This is a genomic window from Azospirillum sp. ST 5-10, from assembly GCF_051225715.1.
Taxonomy (GTDB): Bacteria; Pseudomonadota; Alphaproteobacteria; order Azospirillales; family Azospirillaceae; genus Azospirillum.
Genome location: NZ_JBPJSP010000002.1, coordinates 145,946 through 164,258, shown reverse-complemented (window position 1 = coordinate 164,258; position 18,313 = coordinate 145,946). Strand labels below are relative to the sequence as shown.

At 72.1% G+C, this 18,313-nt stretch carries 18 protein-coding genes; 5 read left to right on the top strand and 13 right to left on the bottom strand.

Going from position 1 to position 18,313, the window contains the following annotated elements; all coding sequences use genetic code 11:
* Nucleotides 1-9: 9 nt before the first annotated feature.
* From ACSBPG_RS03135 to ACSBPG_RS03105, 7 genes are all read right to left on the bottom strand, one after another.
* A complete protein-coding gene (locus ACSBPG_RS03135; protein WP_435535647.1) occupies nt 10-1,209 on the bottom strand; it encodes a glycosyltransferase family 2 protein in 1,200 nt (399 codons plus the stop codon).
* A gap of 115 nt (nt 1,210-1,324) precedes the next feature.
* Entirely contained in the window at nt 1,325-1,960 is a 636-nt protein-coding gene (eda, locus tag ACSBPG_RS03130; protein ID WP_435535646.1) for a bifunctional 4-hydroxy-2-oxoglutarate aldolase/2-dehydro-3-deoxy-phosphogluconate aldolase, read from the bottom strand.
* Nucleotides 1,957-3,435: a mannitol dehydrogenase family protein gene (locus ACSBPG_RS03125; protein WP_435535645.1), complete on the bottom strand. Its 1,479-nt coding sequence runs from the start codon at nt 3,433-3,435 to the stop codon at nt 1,957-1,959. Before ACSBPG_RS03125 ends, eda begins: the two co-directional genes overlap by 4 nt.
* Nucleotides 3,432-4,832, bottom strand: a complete 1,401-nt coding sequence (gene uxaC / locus ACSBPG_RS03120; protein ID WP_435535644.1) for a glucuronate isomerase — start codon at nt 4,830-4,832, stop codon at nt 3,432-3,434. The genes ACSBPG_RS03125 and uxaC overlap by 4 nt, the downstream gene beginning before the upstream one ends.
* A 7-nt stretch (nt 4,833-4,839) precedes the next feature.
* Nucleotides 4,840-6,117, bottom strand: coding sequence for a TRAP transporter large permease (locus ACSBPG_RS03115; RefSeq protein ID WP_435535643.1), 1,278 nt, complete (start codon nt 6,115-6,117; stop codon nt 4,840-4,842).
* Nucleotides 6,114-6,635 carry a TRAP transporter small permease gene (locus ACSBPG_RS03110; RefSeq protein WP_435535642.1) on the bottom strand — a complete coding sequence of 174 codons (522 nt, stop codon included), beginning with the start codon at nt 6,633-6,635 and terminating at the stop codon, nt 6,114-6,116. The genes ACSBPG_RS03115 and ACSBPG_RS03110 overlap by 4 nt, the downstream gene beginning before the upstream one ends.
* A gap of 80 nt (nt 6,636-6,715) precedes the next feature.
* Nucleotides 6,716-7,699, bottom strand: a complete 984-nt coding sequence (locus ACSBPG_RS03105; protein ID WP_435535641.1) for a C4-dicarboxylate TRAP transporter substrate-binding protein — start codon at nt 7,697-7,699, stop codon at nt 6,716-6,718.
* 167 nt (nt 7,700-7,866) lie between these two features.
* Between ACSBPG_RS03105 and ACSBPG_RS03100 the strand changes: the two genes are divergently transcribed.
* From ACSBPG_RS03100 to mgrA, 4 genes are read left to right on the top strand one after another with little or no spacing between them, the layout of a single operon-like run.
* Nucleotides 7,867-8,589, top strand: coding sequence for a GntR family transcriptional regulator (locus tag ACSBPG_RS03100; protein WP_435535640.1), 723 nt, complete (start codon nt 7,867-7,869; stop codon nt 8,587-8,589).
* A gap of 30 nt (nt 8,590-8,619) precedes the next feature.
* Nucleotides 8,620-9,825 carry a D-mannonate dehydratase ManD gene (gene manD, locus ACSBPG_RS03095; RefSeq protein ID WP_435535639.1) on the top strand — a complete coding sequence of 402 codons (1,206 nt, stop codon included), beginning with the start codon at nt 8,620-8,622 and terminating at the stop codon, nt 9,823-9,825.
* A 4-nt stretch (nt 9,826-9,829) separates the two neighbouring features.
* The gene (locus tag ACSBPG_RS03090) at nt 9,830-10,747 is read left to right on the top strand and encodes a sugar kinase (RefSeq protein WP_435535638.1); all 918 of its coding nucleotides are present in this window, start codon (nt 9,830-9,832) and stop codon (nt 10,745-10,747) included.
* Nucleotides 10,748-10,781: 34 nt separating this feature from the next.
* On the top strand, nt 10,782-11,834 hold the full coding sequence (gene mgrA / locus ACSBPG_RS03085; RefSeq protein ID WP_435535637.1) for an L-glyceraldehyde 3-phosphate reductase: 1,053 nt from the start codon (nt 10,782-10,784) through the stop codon (nt 11,832-11,834).
* 117 nt (nt 11,835-11,951) lie between these two features.
* On the opposite strand, the gene alkB is transcribed toward mgrA, so the two are convergent.
* The 3 genes from alkB to ACSBPG_RS03070 are packed head-to-tail and all read right to left on the bottom strand — an operon-like array spanning nt 11,952 to nt 13,637.
* Nucleotides 11,952-12,593, bottom strand: coding sequence for a DNA oxidative demethylase AlkB (gene alkB, locus ACSBPG_RS03080; RefSeq protein WP_435535636.1), 642 nt, complete (start codon nt 12,591-12,593; stop codon nt 11,952-11,954).
* A gap of 10 nt (nt 12,594-12,603) precedes the next feature.
* On the bottom strand, nt 12,604-13,359 hold the full coding sequence (locus ACSBPG_RS03075; RefSeq protein ID WP_435535635.1) for a 2OG-Fe(II) oxygenase: 756 nt from the start codon (nt 13,357-13,359) through the stop codon (nt 12,604-12,606).
* Complete coding sequence (locus ACSBPG_RS03070) at nt 13,356-13,637, bottom strand: Ada metal-binding domain-containing protein (protein ID WP_435535634.1); 282 nt, start codon at nt 13,635-13,637, stop codon at nt 13,356-13,358. Before ACSBPG_RS03070 ends, ACSBPG_RS03075 begins: the two co-directional genes overlap by 4 nt.
* A gap of 243 nt (nt 13,638-13,880) precedes the next feature.
* On the opposite strand from ACSBPG_RS03070, the gene ACSBPG_RS03065 reads away from it, so the two are divergent.
* Nucleotides 13,881-14,630 (top strand): glycosyltransferase family 2 protein, encoded by a 750-nt coding sequence (locus ACSBPG_RS03065; protein WP_435535633.1) that lies wholly within the window; start codon nt 13,881-13,883, stop codon nt 14,628-14,630.
* A gap of 19 nt (nt 14,631-14,649) precedes the next feature.
* Here the strand turns inward: ACSBPG_RS03065 and ACSBPG_RS03060 are convergent, their stop codons facing one another.
* Genes ACSBPG_RS03060 through ACSBPG_RS03050 form a run of 3 tightly spaced genes read right to left on the bottom strand, consistent with a single transcriptional unit; the run spans nt 14,650 to nt 18,051 of the window.
* Nucleotides 14,650-16,158, bottom strand: coding sequence for a M48 family metalloprotease (locus ACSBPG_RS03060; RefSeq protein ID WP_435535632.1), 1,509 nt, complete (start codon nt 16,156-16,158; stop codon nt 14,650-14,652).
* A complete protein-coding gene (locus ACSBPG_RS03055) occupies nt 16,149-16,538 on the bottom strand; it encodes a hypothetical protein (RefSeq protein WP_435535631.1) in 390 nt (129 codons plus the stop codon). The genes ACSBPG_RS03060 and ACSBPG_RS03055 overlap by 10 nt, the downstream gene beginning before the upstream one ends.
* A 16-nt stretch (nt 16,539-16,554) precedes the next feature.
* Complete coding sequence (locus ACSBPG_RS03050; RefSeq protein ID WP_435535630.1) at nt 16,555-18,051, bottom strand: CHASE2 domain-containing protein; 1,497 nt, start codon at nt 18,049-18,051, stop codon at nt 16,555-16,557.
* Nucleotides 18,052-18,313: the final 262 nt, after the last annotated feature.

The following is an 18,313-nucleotide window of genomic DNA, read 5'->3' as shown; positions in this document are numbered from 1 at the left end:
CCCCTCGCTTCAGCGGCCCTGGACGGACCGCAGCCACAGATAGGTCCGCACGAGGGCCGGCTTCTGCCGCGCCCAGGCGCGCAGGCGGGCCAGCCGGCCCTGGCGCGGCCCGCGCCAGCCCGCGGCGTCCGCCGCGCCCGGCCCCAGCGGTTCCCCGGTGGCGACGCTCTGCATCACCCGGCCGATGCGCTGGCGGCAGGATTCCAGCGCGATGCGGCAGCCCTCGGCCAGGTTGGCGCCGGCCGGGGCGGTCAGCAGGTAGCCTTCAGCGAAGGCCAGCGCCAGCGCCGGCTTCAGGGCGGCGCCGCCGGTCCCGTCCTGGGGATCGAACAGCCGCGTCCACGCCTTCACCCCCTCGACCATCGCCAGGTAATCGGCGACCACGCCGGGATCGGCCGGCGCGGCCGGCCGGTTGAGCGCCGCCTCGACCGCCTCCAGCCCGAAGTCGGCCGCCGACGGTCCGGCGCCGCGGTCGAGCACGGTGCGCACCAGACCGCCGGCCGCGGTGTGGCGGCCCATCAGGCGCTCCAGGCTCCAGCCGCGGCCGTCCACCGCCCGCGCCGCCGGGGTGTGGAAGAGCCGCAGGCCCGCCGGCGCGCGGGCCAGCCGCCACGCCAGCTCCACCGCGTCGAGCGCGCCGCCGTCGAGGTCCGGCGCCAGGGCGGCGTCGAAGCCGCCGCCCGCCCAGTCGTCGACCAGCGCCCGCTTGACCGAGAGGTTGTCCGCCCGGGCGGCGCGCCAGTCGTGCCAGCCGTAGGGGGTCAGCTCGCCCGGTCCGCCGGCGGCCTGGGGCAGCGGCTCCAGCAACCCGCTGCCGGCGCCCGGCCGGTCTTCCCAGCCGACCTGCCCGATGACGGCGGTGCCGCGGTCGGGGAAGCGGGCGTGGATCTCGAGGTGCGCCTTGAAGAAGCCGGCGTCGGCGGGCCGTGCCGTGTCGCCGAGGAACAGCACCAGGGCGTTGCCGGCCAGCGCCGCCCCCCGGTTGCGGGCGGCGGCCGGGCTGGCGGAGCCCTCCAGCCGGTCCCAGCGCAGCCGCGGCTCGGCGCCGGCCAACGCGGCGAGGCGTGCGGCCGTGTCGTCGCGCGACCCGAGGTCGACGACGACGAATTCGATCTCCAGCCCGTCGGCGTGGCGCCGGCAGGCCTCCAGCGTCTCGATCAGGGCCGGCGCGCGGTCGCGGGTGGGAATGACGACGGACAGGGACTGCATGCGGACGCGGCGCCGGAACCGTTGCGGGCAAATCGGGCCGCAGTAAGCGGACCGGCGGGGGCAATGTCAACCGCGGCGAAACCCTCCCCCGGCCCCGCCGGGGGAGGGAACTGGTTCACCGCCGCGACGCCTCCGCCGCCTCGCGGGCGAGGCGCTCCACCGCGCCCCAGTCCTTGGCCTTCACGGCGTCGGCCGGAAGGAGCCAGGTGCCGCCCACGGCGAAGACGTTGGGCAGGGCGAGATAGTCCTTCATGGTGCCGAGCTTCACCCCGCCCGTCGGGCAGAAGCGCACGTCCGGCAGCAGCGGCGCGAAGCCCTGCAGGGCCGGGGCGCCGCCGGCGATTCCGGCGGGGAAGAACTTCTGCTCCAGGAAGCCGTGCTCGCGGGCGAGCAGGGCCTCGGTCACCGTGGCGACGCCGGGCAGGTAGGGCAGCCCGGTGGCGCGCGCCGCCTCGGCCAGCCGGTCGGTCAGGCCGGGGCTCACCAGGAAGGACGCGCCGGCGTCGCGCGCCCGGGCGAAGTGCTCCGGCCGGGTCAGGGTGCCCGCCCCCACCAGCGCGTCGGGCACCGCCTTGGCCATCGCCTCGATGCAGGCGAGTGCCGCCTCGGTGCGCAGGGTCACCTCGAGCGCCTTGAGGCCGCCGCCCACCAGGGCGCGGGCGACGGGGACGGCGTCGGCCGGGTCGTCGATGACCAGCACCGGGATCACCGTGGTGCCGGTCAGCAGGGGCTCGAAGCGGGGCAAACTCATGACAGCTCCTCCACGCAGGCGCGCGCCCCCTTCGCCAGTAGACGCTCCAGGGCCGTCGTCACCGCCTGCACGAACACAGGGTTGCGGGGCAGCGCCTCACCGAAGATCTCCGACACCGCCAGCAGGGCCGGCGCCAGCCGCCCCGCCACCGGTCCGGCCTCGTCCGCCACCGCCCGCAGCCGGGCGGCCAGCGGATCGCGGACGTCGATCGGCTGTCCCTTCTCGTCGACCCCGGTGACGTAGCGCATCCAGGCCGCCACGCCAAGGGCCAGACGGTCGATGGGGGCGCCGGCGGCCAGCCGGTCGGCGATGGTGCCGAGCAGGCGCTGCGGCAGCTTCTGCGACCCGTCCATGGCGATCTGCCAGGTGCGGTGCTTGAGCGCCGGGTTGGCGAAGCGCTTCAGCAGCGCCGCCTTGTAGCCGGCGAGGTCGACGCCGGCCGGCATGGCAAGGGTCGGCGTCACCTCCTCGTCCATCAGCCGGGCGACCATGCGGGCGAAGGCCGGGTCGGCGATGGTCCGGGCCACCGTCTCGTAGCCCGCGAGGTAGCCGAGATAGGCGATGCAGGAATGGCTGGCGTTGAGCAGGCGCAGCTTCATCGTCTCGAACGGCCGGACGTCGGCCACCAGCTCCGCTCCCTCCCGCTCCCAGGCGGGACGGCCGGTGGGGAAGCGGTCCTCGATGACCCACTGGCTGAAGGGCTCGGTCATCACCGGCCAGGCGTCCTCGACGCCGAGCAGCCGGGCGACGGCGGCGCGGTCCTCGGCCGTGGTGGCCGGCACGATGCGGTCGACCATACTGTTGGGACAGGCGACCGTGTCCTCGATCCAGCGGCCGAGCGCGGGATCGCGCAGCTCGGCGAAGCGGCGCAGGATGCCGGCGGTCACCTCGCCGTTGCCCGGCAGGTTGTCGCAGGACAGCACGGTGAAGGGCGTCAGGCCGGCGGCGCGGCGGCGCGCCAGCGCCTCCACCAGGAAGCCGGCCAGGGTGCGCGGCCGGCCGGGGTCGGCGAGGTCGCGCAGGACGTCCGGGTGCCGCTCGTCGAGCGCGCCGGTGGACGGCTCGTGGCAGTAGCCCTTCTCGGTCACCGTCACCGTGACCACCCGCACCGCCGGACGGACCAGGCGGTCGAGCACGGCGGCGGGGTCCTCGGGCGCCACCAGCGACTCGGTGACCGAGCCGACCACCCGCAGGCGCTCGCCGTCGGCGTCGCGGACGACGACGGTGTAGAGCCCGTCCTGCGGGGCCAGCGCGTCGCGGGTCTCGGGGCTGCGCAGCGACACGCCGCAGATGCCCCACGGCCCGCCGCCGTCGCGGTTCAGCGCGTCCTCGGTGTAGACCGCCTGGTGGGCGCGGTGGAAGGCGCCCAGGCCGATGTGGACGATGCCGGTCTCCAGGGCGGCCCGGTCGTAGCGCGGCCGCGCCACCGCGGCCGGCAGGGAGGCCAGCGTGTTCGCGTCGAGACGCTTGCTCACAGCTTGTACGCCTTCTTCGCCAGGGTGTGGGAGAGGTCGACCGCCAGCTCCCGCGCCTCGTCCTCGTCGAGGCGGTGCTCGGCGACGAGCCGGGCGAGGAAGGCGCAGTCGACCCGACGGGCCACGTCGTGGCGCGCCGGGATCGACGGGAAGGCGCGGGTGTCGTCGTTGAAGCCGACCGTGTTGTAGAAGCCCGCCGTCTCCGTCATCCGCTCGCGGTAGCGCATCATCCCCTCGGGGCTGTCGTGGAACCACCAGGCCGGGCCGAGGCGCAGGGCCGGGTAGTGGCCGGCCAGCGGCGCAAGCTCGCGAGCGTACGTCGTCTCGTCGAGCGTGAACAGGATGACGGTGAGGCCCGGCTCGTTGCCGAAGCGGTCGAGCAGCGGCTTCAGTTCGGCGACGAAGCCGCCGCGCACCGGCATGTCGTCGCCGTGGTGGGGGCCGAAGGTGCGGTGCATCCAGGCGTTGTGATTGCGGTGGACGCCGGGGTGGATCTGCATGACCATCCCGTCCTCCAGGCTCATCCGCGCCATCTCGGTCAGCATCTGGGCGCGGAACAGCTCGGCGTCGCCGGGCCCGCCGCGGCCGGCGACGATGCGGTCGAACAGCGCCGCCGCCTCGCCGGGCGCCAGATCGGCGGTGGCCGCGGTGGCATGGCCGTGGTCGGTCGCCGTGGCGCCGCACGCCCGGAAGTCGGCCCGCCGCCGCTCCAGCGCCGCGAGGTAGCCGGCCCAGGTGAGGGCGTCCTCGCCGGTCATCGCCCCCAGCGCCTCGAGATTGGCGCGGAAGCCCGGGGTGTCGGGATCGAGCACCGGATCGGGCCGGAAGGTGGTGACCACCCGGCCGCGCCAGCCCGAGGCCTGGATCGCCTTGTGGTGCTCCAGGGTGTCGAGCGGCCCCTCGGTGGTCGCCAGCACCTCGATGTTGAAGCGCTCGTAGAGGGCCCGGGGGCGGAACTCGGGGCGGGCCAGGCAGTCGGCGACGCGGTCGTAGATGGCGTCGGCGGTGGCCGGCGCCAGCCGCTCGGTGACGCCGAACACACGCTCCAGCGCGTACTCCCACCACAGGCGGGTGGGCGTGCCGCGGTAGAGGTGCCAGTGCTCGGCCACCGTGCGCCAGATGGCGCGCGGGTCGGTCTCCACCGGGCCGCCGTCCAGGCGGGGGACGCCGAGCCGCTCCAGCGGCACCCCCTGGCTGTACATCATGCGCAGCAGGTAGTGGTCGGGGACGACCAGCAGGCTGGCCGGGTCGGCGAAGGGCGCGTCGCCGGCGAACCACGCCGGGTCGGTGTGGCCGTGCGGGCTGACGATCGGCAGGTCGCGCACCTCGGCGTAGAGGCGCCGGGCGATCGCCCGCGTCGTCGGCTCCGCCGGGAACAGTCGGTCCTCGTGAAGCATGCCGCCCTCACATCAGCGCGTTCGGCACGAACAGGACGATGCCGGGGAACAGCGCCAGCACGGCCACCAGCGCCAGAACCGCCGCCACGAAGGGGAGCGATTCGACGATGTACTCCTCGACCGGGCAGTCCAGCAGGCTGCACACCGTGTACATGGCCACCCCCACCGGCGGCGTCATCGAGCCGAGCGTGACGATGGTCATCATCAGGATGCCGAAGTGCACGGGGTCGACGCCCAGGGGCTGGACGATCGGCAGGAAGATCGGCGTCAGCAGCAGCACCAGCACCGTGCTCTCGACGAACAGGCCGGCGATGAACAGGAAGAAGAGGATCAGCCCCACCACCAGGATCGGCTCGCGCGTCAGCTCGGTCATCGCCGCGGCGATCGTCTGCGGCGCCTGCTCGAAGATGATGGCGTAGCCGACCATGCCCGAGAACAGGATGATCAGCATGATCAGGCCGGTGTCGACCACCGCTTCCTTGAGCGCCTCGAGCATGCTCGCGATCGTCAGCTCGCGGTGCAGGAGGAAGCCGACGACCACGGCGTAGACCACGGCGAAGGCGCCCACCTCCGACGGGGTGAACAGGCCGCCGCGGATGGCGACGAGCAGGGCCACCGGGAACAGCAGGGCCCACTTGGCGTCGGCGACGGCGCGCCACACCTCGTGGCGGTTCGGCCGGTGGGCGCTTTCCGGGCGGTAGTTGCGGCGCCGGGCGATGACCCACACGGTCACCATCAGCACCGTCATCATCAGGAGGCCCGGGACGATGCCGGCGAGGAACAGCCGGCCGATCGACACGTTGCCGACGAAGCCGTAGAGGATCAGGCCGAGGCTCGGCGGGATGGTCGCGGTGATGAGCGAGCCCACGGCGATGGTCGCCGAGGTGAAGCCCTTGGAATAGCCGCGCTGGATCAGGCTGGGCCCGAGGATGCGCGCCTCCATGGCGGCATCGGCCACGGCCGAGCCGGAGACGCCGCCCATCAGCGTCGACAGCACGATGCAGACCTGCGCCAAGCCGCCCGCCATCCACGACACCAGGACGTTGGAGCAGGCGATGAGGCGCGTGGTGATGCCGGTGCGGTTCATCATGTGGCCGGCCAGCACGAAGAAGGGCACGGCCAGCAGCGGGAAGCTCTGCGACGCCGTCGCCACCTGCTGCACGCCGATCGACATCGGCATGACGTCGCTGGTGGCGAAGAAGCTGAAGCCGGCGATGCCGATGGCGAAGGCGATGGGGACGCCGAGGATCATCAGCGCGAAGAAGGATAGGGCCAGGAGAGTCATGGGGCGATCTCCTCGACCGGCGCCACCGTCGGCTGGGCCGGCGCGAAGACGGGTTGCGGGCGGCTGCGCAGGCGCCAAGCGGTCTGCAGAATCTGGCTCAGCAGGGTGAAGGCCAGCAGGAGGCAGCCGATGGGCACGGCCGACGTGACGAAGGCGTAGCTGATGCCGCTGTCGCCGAACTGGCGTTCCAGGTTCAGCATGGTGAGGCGGTAGCCGAGCACGGTCATGCTGAGCAGGAAGCCGAGCACCACGGCCCCCAGCACCAGCTCCAGGATGGCGCGGACGCGCACCGGCAGGCGCTTGACGACGTAGTCGATGCCGATGTGGGCCCGCTTGCGCAGCGCCATGTCGGCGCCGAGGAAGGCCACCCACACGAACAGCAGCTGGGCCAGGTCGACCGACCAGACCAGGGGATGGCCGAACCAGCGCATCAGGCCGGCGGCGAAGACGAGAACGACGATGACGGCGAGGAGAAGCATGGCGACCGCCGCTTCTACCTTCGAGAACCAGGACGTCATGGCGGCAGTCCTTCAAGCGCGGGCCGCCATGGTGCCGTGGCAGACGGCGGCCCGCGAGGGAAGAGCGAGGGCGGAGCGACTTACTTCTGCAAGATCGCGTCCACCTGCTTGCGGAGGTCGCCGTAGCCCAGGGTGTCGTACACGGGCTTGGTCGCCTCGCGGAACGGGGTCACGTCGATCTCGTTGATCGTCATGCCCTTCTCGGTCATCTGCTTTTCGAAGTCGGCGAGCGACGCCTCGGTGCCGCGCGACGCGCTGTCGCCGGCCTTCAGGGCCTCCTCGCGCAGGATCGTGCGGTACTCCTTCGGCAGCTGGTCGAACCAGGCGGCGCTGGTGACGAGGCCGGTGATCAGGTTGATGTGGCCGGTCTTGGTCAGGTACTTGGTGACCTCGTAGAGGCGGGCGCCGTAGCTGGCGGGGTCCTGCGCCTCGACGGCGTCGATGACCTGCTGCTGGAGGGCGGAATAGACCTCCGACCAGCCCATCGGCGTCGGCGTGGCGCCCATGGCGCGGATGGTCTCCATCCACACCGGCGCGCCGGGGGTGCGCATGCGCACGCCGGCGAGGTCGGCGGGCGTCTTGACCGGCTTGTTGGTCAGCAGGTGGCGCTCGCCCTGCCACCAGTTGAAGGACAGGATCTGGTGGCCGGACGCCTTGCGCAGCTTCTCCGCCCATTCCTCGAAGAGCGGCGAGGTGACGACCTTGCGGATGCCCTCGTAGCCCTGGGCCAGGTAGGGCGCGCCGAGGACGCCGAACTCCTTGACGAAGACCGCGAGACGGCCGCCGTCGACGACCACGGCGACGCCGGCGCCGGCGCGGGCCTGCTCCAGCACGTCCTCGTCCTTGCCGAGCTGCGAGCCGGGGAAGAGGCGCACGCCGAGCTTGCCGTCGGTGCGCTTCTCGACGCTGGCCTTGAACTCCTCGAGGCCCTTGAACAGCGGGTCCTGCGGGGTCAGGGCGGTGTTGATGTTGAGCGTGTAGTCGGCGGCGAGCGCGCCGCCGGCGAGCGTGACCATCGCCAGGCCGAGCGTGGCGGCGCGCCATGTACGGGTGATGAAGCTCATGCGGGTTCCCTCCCACGGGAGATGCCTGCGCAGCGACAGGCATTGTTGAGGTGACCGTGGTATGGTAGTATAGCAGAATGATGTTGGCAATGCCGATTTGACGGTGCAAGATGAGGCCGGGGTACAGAGAGGCCGGCCGGTTGGACCGACCGATGGGGAGGAAGGGCATGCTGGAGAGACTGGAGCCGGATTCGAGCGAACCGGTGGCACGGCGCGTCTACAAGGCGCTGCGGCAGGCGATCGTCACCATGCAGTTCAAACCGGGCCAGCCGCTCTCCGAGCAGGAGGTGGCGACCCGGATGGGCATCAGCCGCCAGCCCGTGCGCGAGGCCTTCATCAAGCTGAGCGACGCCGGTCTGGTGCTGATCCGGCCGCAGCGCGGCACGTTCGTCGTCAAGATCTCGGTCAAGCAGGTGATGGACGCCCGCTTCGTGCGCGAGGCGGTGGAGCTGGCGGTCGCCCGCAAGGCCGGCGAAGGCCTGCCGGCGACCGTGCTGGCCGACCTGCGGGACAATCTGAAGGCGCAGCACGACGCCGCCGACGACCACCGGCCGGAACGGTTCCTGGAGCTGGATGAGGCGTTTCACCGCACCCTGGCGCTGGGCATCGGCTGCGAGTACGCCTGGCGGGTGGTCGAGGAGACCAAGGCGCAGATGGACCGCGTGCGCTATCTCAGCCTGCCCCAGGCGACCCCGCTCGACCGGCTGATCACCCAGCACGAGATGGTGGTCGACGCCATCGCCGACGAGAACCCCGAGGCGGCCGAGACCGCCATGCGCCTGCACCTGCGCGAGATCCTGACCTCCCTGCCGGAGCTGGAGACGCGCTTCCCCGACCTCTTCGACCACGACACGGCCGCCGTGGCGGCCTCCCCCGTTGCCGTCGCCTGACGGGCAACGTCCCCTCCGGAGCCCTCCCCCATGAAGATCCAGAGCGCCTCGGTCATCGTCACCTCCCCCGGGCGGAACTTCGTCACCCTGAAGATCGTCACCGACGAGGGGATCTACGGCATCGGCGACGCGACGCTGAACGGCCGCGAGCTGGCCGTGGCGTCGTACCTCCAGGACCACGTCGTTCCCTGCCTGATCGGCCGCGACCCGCACCGCATCGAGGACACCTGGCAGTATCTCTACAAGGGCGCCTACTGGCGCCGCGGGCCGGTCACCATGGCCGCCATCGCCGCGGTCGACACCGCGCTGTGGGACATCAAGGCCAAGGCGGCGGGGCTGCCGCTCTACCAGCTGCTGGGCGGCGCCAGCCGCGCCGGCGTCATGGTCTACGCCCACGCCAACGGCCGCGACCTGGCCGAGACGGTGGACCGCGTGGGCGAGTACATCGAGAAGGGCTACAAGGCGATCCGCGCCCAGTCCGGCGTGCCCGGCCTGGAGGGCGTCTACGGCGTCGCCAAGGGCAAGTTCTACGAGCCGGCGACCCGCGGCCTGCCCGAGGAGTCGGTGTGGTCGACCGAGGCCTATCTCGACTTCGTGCCCAAGCTGTTCGAGGCGGTCCGCGTCAAGCACGGCATGGGGCCGCACCTGCTGCACGACGTGCACCACCGCCTCACCCCCATCGAGGCCGGCCGGCTCGGCAAGTCGCTGGAGCCCTACCGGCTGTTCTGGATGGAGGACCCGACTCCGGCCGAGAACCAGGAGGCGTTCCGCCTGATCCGCCAGCACACGGTGACGCCGGTCGCGGTGGGCGAGGTGTTCAACTCCATCTGGGACTGCAAGGACCTGATCCAGGAGCAGCTCATCGACTACATCCGGGCGTCGGTGGTGCACGCCGGCGGCATCACGCACCTGCGCCGCATCGCCGACCTGGCGGCGCTCTACCAGGTGCGCACCGGCTGCCACGGCGCCACCGACCTGTCGCCGGTGTGCATGGGAGCGGCGCTGCACTTCGGCCTGTGGGTGCCGAACTTCGGCGTGCAGGAGCACATGGCCCACTGCCCGGAGACCGACGCCGTGTTCCCGCACGCCTACCGCTTCGAGGACGGCTACATGCACCCGGGCGAGGTGCCCGGCCACGGCGTCGACATCGACGAGGAGCTGGCGGCCCGGTATCCCTACAGCCCGGCCTACCTGCCCGTCGCCCGGCTGGCCGACGGCACCCTGTGGAACTGGTGACCCGATGGCCGGCAAACGCGTGGCCGTGATCGGCGAGTGCATGCTGGAGATCGTCGATCTCGGCGCCCAGGGAGGTTCCGGCGAGGCCCGCTTCGGCTTCGGCGGCGACACCTTCAACACCGCCGTCTACCTCGTGCGCGAGGGGGTGGCGGCGGACTATCTCACCGACCTCGGCGACGATCCCTACAGCGACTGGCTGCTGGAGCGCTGGCGGGCCGAAGGGGTGGGCACCCGCTTCGTCGGCCGCCGCCCCGGCGGGCGGCCCGGCCTCTACATCATCCGCACCGACGAGCGGGGGGAGCGGCGCTTCTTCTACTGGCGCGACAGCGCGGCGGTTCGCCGCATGCTCGACGACGGCACCGACCGCCTGGTCGCCGGGCTGGCCGGCGCCGCCGTCGTCTACCTCTCCGGCATCACCCTGTCGCTGTTCGACGAGCGCCGCCGGGCCGACCTGATGGACGCCCTGGCCCAGGCGCGCGGGCACGGGGCGTGGATCGCCTTCGACACCAACTACCGCCCGGCCGGCTGGCCGTCCGCGGCGGCGGCCGGCGACGCCATGGCGGCGCTGTTCGCCGCCTGCGACGTCGCCCTGCCCTCGCTGGAGGACATGCAGGCGCTCTACGGCGACGCCACGCCCGAGTCGGCGCTCGACCGGCTGGCGTCGTTCGGCGTCGCCGAGGCGGTGGTGAAGGCCGGCGAGGACGGCTGCCTGGTCCGCGGCGCCTACGGCGGCCTACGGGCGGTGCCGGTGCCCGAACGCATCGTTCCCGTTGACACCACGGCGGCCGGCGACAGTTTCAACGCCGCCTACATCGCCGCCCGCCTGCGCGGCCTGCCGCCGGCCGAGGCGGCGCTGCACGGGCACCGGCTGGCGGGGCAGGTCATCCGTCACCGCGGCGCCATCGTCCCCAAGGACCGGTGACGGGCGTCGCGGCGTGCAAACGACAGGGAACACCATGCAGCAATCCTATCTGGCCGATCCCGCCCGCTACGAGCGCATGAGCTACCGCCGCTGCGGGCGCAGCGGCCTCGACCTGCCGGCGGTCTCGCTGGGGCTGTGGCAGAACTTCGGCGGCGCCGACGTGTTCGAAACGGCGCGCGCCATCCTGCGCCGCGCCTTCGACCGCGGCGTCACCCATTTCGACCTCGCCAACAACTACGGCCCGCCCTACGGCTCGGCCGAGGAGACCTTCGGCCGGGTGCTGGCGACCGACTTCCGGGGCCACCGCGACGAGCTGATCGTCTCCACCAAGGCCGGCTACGACATGTGGCCCGGCCCCTACGGCAACTGGGGCTCGCGCAAGTACCTGGTCGCCAGCCTGGACCAGAGCCTCAGGCGCATGGGGCTGGAGTACGTCGACATCTTCTACTCCCATCGCGTCGACCCGCGCACCCCGCTGGAGGAGACGATGGGGGCGCTCGACCACGTGGTGCGCCAGGGCAAGGCGCTCTACGTCGGCATCTCCTCCTACTCGCCGGAGATGACCCGCCGGGCGGCGGCGATCCTCAAGGAGCTGGGCACGCCGTGCCTGATCCACCAGCCCTCCTACTCCATGCTCAACCGCTGGGTGGAGAACGGGCTGCTCGACACGTTGGACGACCTGGGGATCGGCTGCATCGCCTTCTCGCCGCTGGCCCAGGGGCTGCTCACCGACAAGTACCTCGACGGCGTGCCCGCCGGCGCCCGGGTGACCAAGGGCCGCACCTTCAAGGAGCATTTCCTGACGCCGGAGAACCTCGCCCACATCCGGGCGCTCGACGCCATGGCGAAGCGGCGCGGCCAGACCCTGGCGCAGATGGCGATCGCCTGGGTGCTGCGCCAGCCGCAGGTCACCTCGGCGCTGATCGGCGCGCGCACGGTGCAGCAGCTCGACGACTCGCTCGACGCCCTGGCGGTGACCGAGTTCACGGCCGAGGAGCTGCGCGAGATCGACGCCCACGCCGTGGAGAGCGGCGTCAACCTGTGGCAGGCCTCGTCCACGGCGACGGCCCCGGACGCCGGCGCCTAGAACGGGATCGCTCCAGGTGGGATCGCCTGGAGCGATCCCACCCTAAATTCAAATGTTTAGAGTGGGATCGCTCCGTTGCCGTCCCTCCCCGGGAGCGGGAGAGGGACGGCGCGACGCTCACGAAGCGCGGCGGAAGGTCAGGTTGAGGCGCTGCCGGCCGACGAGCGGGTGCTCGCCGTCGGCCAGCGGGCCGACGCCGTGGAAGGCGAGGCGCGCCGGGCCTCCCCAGACGACGACGTCGCCGTGCCGCAGCCCGATCCGGCGCGGCGGGTCGCCGCGCCGCGGGCCGCCCCACAGGAACGTCGCCGGCAGGCCCAGCGAGACCGAGACGATGGGCCAGGAGAAATCGCGCTCGTTGCGGTCCTGGTGCAGCGACAGCCGCGCCCCGGGCCGGTAGCGGTTGATCAGGCACGCATCGGGGACGAAGCCGGCGAAGCCGGCCGCGGCGGCGGCCCGGGCCGCCAGGTCGGCGAAGACGTCGGGCATGGGCGGCCAGGGCCGGCCGGTCCGCGGGTCGTCCGGACCGTAGCGGTAGCCGCGGCGGTCGGTGACCCAGCCGGCCGCGCCGCAGTTGGTCATCGCCACCGACATCACATGGCCGCCGGGCGTCTCCATGTGCCGGAACGGTGCCGTCTCCAGCACCCGCCCGACGGCGTCCAGCAGCGCCGCCGCGGCCGGCCGGGCGAAGCCGCCGAGCAGCACGGCGCCGTCGTCGAGCGGCAGGTCGCGCGGCTGGTCGTCGAACAGGTCGGGGGTCATGGCGGCGCGATCACCCGGCGTCGTGGAAGATCAGCCCCGCGGTGTAGCGCTGGCCGGAGCGCAGGCGGCTGACGCCGTGGCGGTGGGCCACCCGGTGGACGCCGCGGGCACCCCGCACCGGACGGCTGTTGACGGCGAAGACCGCGGCGTCGCCCTGGGCCAGCGGCACCACCTCGGCGCGCGTCTGCAGGCGCGGCCTCTGCTCGGTCAGCACGAACTCGCCGCCGGAGAAGTCGCGGCCCGGCGCCGACAGCAGGATCACGACCTGCAGGGGAAAGACGTGCTCACCGTAGAGGTCCTGGTGCAGGGCGTTGTAGTCGCCCTCCCCGTAGCGCAGCAGCAGCGGCGTCGGGCGGGTCTGGCCGGCCGCGTGGCAGCGTTCGAGGAAGGCGGCGTGGTCGTCGGGAAAGCGGGCGGCCAGGCCCATCGCCTCGTGCCAGCGGTTGGCGACCGGTGCCAGGTGCGGGTAGATCGCCGTGCGCAGCGCGGCGATCGGTCCGGGCAGCGGGTAGGCGAAATACTTGTACTCGCCGCGGCCGTAGCCGTGGCGGGCCATCACGACCTGCTTGCGGAACCCGTCGGGGCGCCCGTAGAGGGCGGCGACGGCGGCGCAGTCGGCCGGGCCGAGCAGCCCTTCGATCCGCGCCCAGCCCTGGGCGTCGAGGTCGGCGGCGACGCGCGTCCAGTCGACGGCCTCCACCCGGGCGGGCGCGGCGCCCGCGCCGGCCGAATCGGCGGCAACGGCGGCGACCGGGGCGGCGGTCATGCCGGTCTCCCCGCGTGTCCGTCCGGCCGCTCCGGCCGGCACCGCTTGCAGGGACGGAAGCCGGCGGCCGCGGCGGCCGCGGCGGTCGGGTGGAAGCGCACGTTCTCCCGCCGCGGCCGCGCCGCGCAGGAGGGCCGGCAGTAGACGCCGGTCGTGCGGACGGCGTAGACGAAACGCCCGTCCGCCGCCGCGTCGCGCCGTGCGACGGCCGCCCACATGGCCGAGTCGTCCAGCGCCGCCGGGGCGGCTGGACGGCCCTGGATCACCGAAGAGCCCATGACCAATCTCCCTGACCGTTGGTCGCCGCGCGCCCGGACGTCGAGGCGGCGCGCGGCACGCCGGCCCTTGCTTGCCAGACCGCCCGGCCGTCCTCCACCCGCTTCTTGCGGCGGCGGCGCGGTCCCGTCCCTGATATGTCGAGGATGCCGACCGAAGGGAAGTCCGGCGGGGCGCCGGATGCTATGATCGGGCTCCCGGCGGCGTCCCGGCCGCTCCGGCGCCTTCAGGGGAGGTTCCCGGCCATGGCCGACCGGCCGCTCGTCAGCATCGTCACGCCGACCTTCCTGAGGGAGGCGTTCCTGCCGCTGTGCCACGCCTGCGTCGCCGGCCAGACCTACCCGGCGGTGGAGTGGCTGGTCTTCGACGACAGCCCGGAGCCGTCCCCCTACCTGACGTCCCGCCAGGGGGAGCGGCTGCGCTATCTGCACGCCCGCCAGCGCGTCCCGCTCGGCGACAAGCGCAACGTCCTGCTGGAGCACGCCCGCGGCGACATCATCGTCCATTTCGACGACGACGACTTCTACGCGCCGACCTACGTGGAGACCCTGGTCGGCTGGCTGGAGGAGGGGCACGACTTCGCCAAGCTGTCGGGATGGTTCCTCCACACCGCCGTGCACGGGCGCCTGGGCTACTGGGACACGGCGGCCGGCGGACCGCACTTCCGCTGGGCCCGCCGCTCGCGCGCGCGGGTCGAGCAGGACGTGCCGGCGTCCGACGACAATCTGGTCGGCTACGGCTTCTCCTACGCCTACCGGCGGCGGGTGTGGCAGGCGGAGCCCTTTCCGTCCCTGCCCGCGCTGGAGGACGCCCCCTTCGCCCGCGCCGCCCGCGAAGGCTTCCGCTTCACCGCGCGGCCCGACACCACGGGTCTCTGCCTGCACGTCCTGCACGAGCGCTCCACCAGCCTGTGCCTGCCCCAGCACGAGCTGCCGGACTTCCTGCTGGAGCGGCTGTTCGGGCCGGCCGCCCGGGCGCATGTCCGCCGGCCGTGAGGGCGCGCGCCGACCGGCGTCACCCGCCTGCTCCGGTGGACGCGGCTTCGCAGTACGGCACGAGCTCGACGTTGCCCGAAACCAGGCACGATCCACGGTATCCCAGGGCTTCCAGCTGGTTGCCCAGGGCCGTGCTGGCGCGAATGAAATCCGGCAGGAGCTGCTCGGGCTTGCCCAGCTCCTCATTGGCGCGGTTGGTGACGTCCAGCGCCTGGCGCGCATCCCCCGTCACGAGAAACAGGCCGGCCAGCTCCTGGTAGGCCGAGATCGACGCGTCGCGCCGGTCGATCGCCGACCGGAACATGCCTTCCGCGGTCCGGGTGTCGCCCGCCGTCTTGGCCACGACGGCCTGCGCGTAGTCGGTGAACGCGAGGCCCGGGCCGCGGGCGATCGCGGAGGAGCGCAACACCCTGCGGGCGGCCGGCACGTCGTTTTCCGCCAGATGCTCCAGCGCCCGCAAGCTGTCCCGAACGCTGTCGAGGTGCGGCTTCGCCTGCCGGTGGCCACGCGCCGCGGTCCACGGTGCCGTCTGCAGACGCCGGTTCGGAACGCCGGCATGGACGTTGGCATTGTACTCCTTGATGGCGGCGATCCGCAGCTTCGCCGTTTCGTGGCCTTCCCGCAGCGCCTCCAGCGCATCGTTCAGCTTCCTGCGCATCACGTTGGAGACCGTTTCGATGAGTGCGCGGTAGTCCGGGCCGGCTTCCCGCATCTTCCGGTCGTCCAGCTCGTCGAGGCGTCGCTGGTCGGCTTGGCGCTGCGTGATGAGCTGTGCCTCGTAGGCCTCCACCTTCTCCATGTATTTCAGCATGCCGAGCTTGCTGTAATTGGCGGCCACCGCGATGTCGATGCCCAGCAGGTCCGCCGTCTCCTCGTCGCCGCGGCTCCATGCCGGGAACAGACCGGTCCGCCCGGCCTCCAGCACCGCCATCGACAGCAGCATGCCCCGGACCTGGGCGTCGTCCTCGTTGCCGGCGCGCAGACGAAGATAGACGCTGAGGCCGGTCGACGCCTGATTGTACAGCCGCTGGAGAACGGTCTTGTCGTGGTGGCCCAGCACGAAGTGGGCGAGTTCGTGGGCGAGCACGGCGGCGAGTTCGTCCTCGCTCTCCAGGGCGTCGATCAGACCGAGCGACACGGCGATCGAGCCGTCGGGGTGGGCCATGGCCTGCAGATCGCGATCCGGACGGAGATAGACGCGCAGCGGCGTCGCGACCGGCGGCGCATGGGCCTGCAGCTTCGCCAGCACCCTGTTGGCATAGTCTTCCCACGCCGGCGCCTGAAACGTTCCGTTGCCGGCCAGGCGCTGCTGGAGGTGCGCGCTGAACGACACGGGCGTGGCCTGTGCCGCGGCCGTCGCCCCGCCGGCGGGCAATTGCGACAGGATCGAACGGCCGGGTTCGAAGGTGGCGCGTTCCGGCCGGTCGGCGCCGGTTCCGGCGGTCTGGCAGGCGGCCAGCGCGAGCAGCGCGACGACCAGCGCCGCGGCACGGCGCATCGCATTCACGGGCATCACGTTCACGGGCATCGGCGTTTCTCCTTGGCGCCGAGGCCGCCCAGCGCCGCATAGTCGGTCGGCTTGGTGATGCAGGGCCCCGCGGGGCCCACCACGACGGCGTTGGGCGGGTCAAGGGACACGGTCGTCTCGTCCAGCCACACGCGGTCGCCGCCGAGCTGGATCGCGACGTAGCCGACGGCGTCCTTCTCCACCACCGGGCTCGGCAGCGGAATGCTCCCCGCCGGCACCATCCTCGACAGCGCGAACTCGCCATCGGCGATCCGGTTGAACAGCCCCGTCGCCGCCCCGGAAACGGCGACCACCCTCTGGGTCCCGGATTGCGCCATGGCCGCCGGCGCGCAGAGCGTCCCGAGCAGGGCGACGATGACGCCGAACGCGAAGGTTCTCATCGTGCGTTCACTCCTCTCACATCAGGTCACCCACGGACGGTGACGGGTCGGCGGACCGGGGCGCGCCGAAGGGCTCGAGCTTCCGTTGCCACCATTCCGCAGCGGAAAAGGCGATCTCCAGCGCCAGGATGCTCAGCCAGTTGGACGGCGGCCAGCGAACCAGCTCGGCGAACGCCGCCGCCATCGACAGCAGCGCCCCCAGCAGAACGAAGGACATGATGGACGCGTAGATCAGATTCGGCGGCGACAGCCCCCAGAGCCGGCGAAATTCCAGATACAGCGTCTGCACGACGATCAGCACCATCCCGAAAAGCACGACCGCGGCGTCGGAAATGGTGAAATTGGCGAACAGCACGGGAGCATTCCGGAAGTACCGGTCACCGTAGTCCATGAGATTTTCGAGCGCCGTGGCGTGCATGTAGACGCCCGGCAGCAGCCCATGGATATTCGACAGCGTGAGATCGCCCGAGGCTTCCACATTGGAGCCGACCAGCACGATCCGCCCGCCCAGCAGGGCCCCGACCTGCGGGTTGCGCAGCGTGTGCTCGGCCACCGTCAAGGTCGTCGGGCAGGGCGTCAGCGCCGCGTCGCCGCCGCCGAATCCCTGGACCAGCCCAAGGGAAAACATGGTCAGGGCGTCCCATGCGCGCGCCCAGGAAAAGCCGTGCAGCGGCGGGCAGTCGAAGCCGGGCGCCGGCGGCGCCGTCGCCGGCGCCCACCGCGCCCAGCGGGGGACCAGCGGTTCGGCGAACGCCGCGGAATCGACGTTCGGGTCCGGACGGCAGCGGCCGGCGGCCTCCCGGCAATAGGTTTGGTACAGCAGGAAGGCGACGGAAGGCGCGGGCGTCTTCGGGTCCGTGCCCTGCCGGCAGACCGTGTCCTCGCCGCGCAGCGTGAGCGGATAGGCATCGCCGTAGCCGCTCCAGACCGCCATGGCGGGTGTCGAGAACCCGGCGATCTCCGGACGCGTGCACGGTTCGGAGGCGACCTCCGCGACGAAGATCGGAATCTTCAGCTCACGCTGCACAAGCGTCCCGGCATCGACGAGACGGCGGAATCCCTCCTGATCATCCCGAACGCGGGTGAACATGAAGTCGAGGAAGATGGCCTTCGGCCCCTGCAGCGCCACCCTCAGGAGAACCGAGCTGTAGTAGTCGTAGCTCGGCGGCCATGGTTGTTCCCGCTTGTTCAACGTGACGTCGTCGACGAGAACGACGGCCGTGTGGTTCTTGGCGTCGGAATCGTAGAAGGACGCCATCACCCGATCGGCGATGGCCCGGGACTGCTGGGTCGCCGCGGCGGCGAGACCGAAAGGATCCACCTTCTCGACGACCAGATAGCCGGCAATCCACAGAAACCACAACCACAGCACGGCCGCGTGGAACCGGCGGAAGTGCACCAGACGCAACGCCGTCCGCACCGCCGGCAGAAAGCCACTCCTGTCCGCCGGACGGGGGATGAAGGGGCGCGCGCATGCCTCCCGCACGATGCGGCCGGCCTGCCTGAAATGCAACCAGACGGAACGATCCTCCGGGGATCGGCCGCGACGGCTCACCGAGCCCGCCCCCACCGGGCGGGTGGTGACGCGCGCTCCCCCGTCCCGGCGGTTGCCGGCACCGCGCCATCGCTTTCAGAAAGCGTCCGTGGCTCGCCCCGTCCATCCACCATAGGGCGTCCCCCCGCCGTACAGTGCGCCCCAACAGCGTTCGGCATAATTTTTATCCGATCGCCGAGACATCATAGCGCGACGGAGGAAGCTTGCAATCGCCATGGCG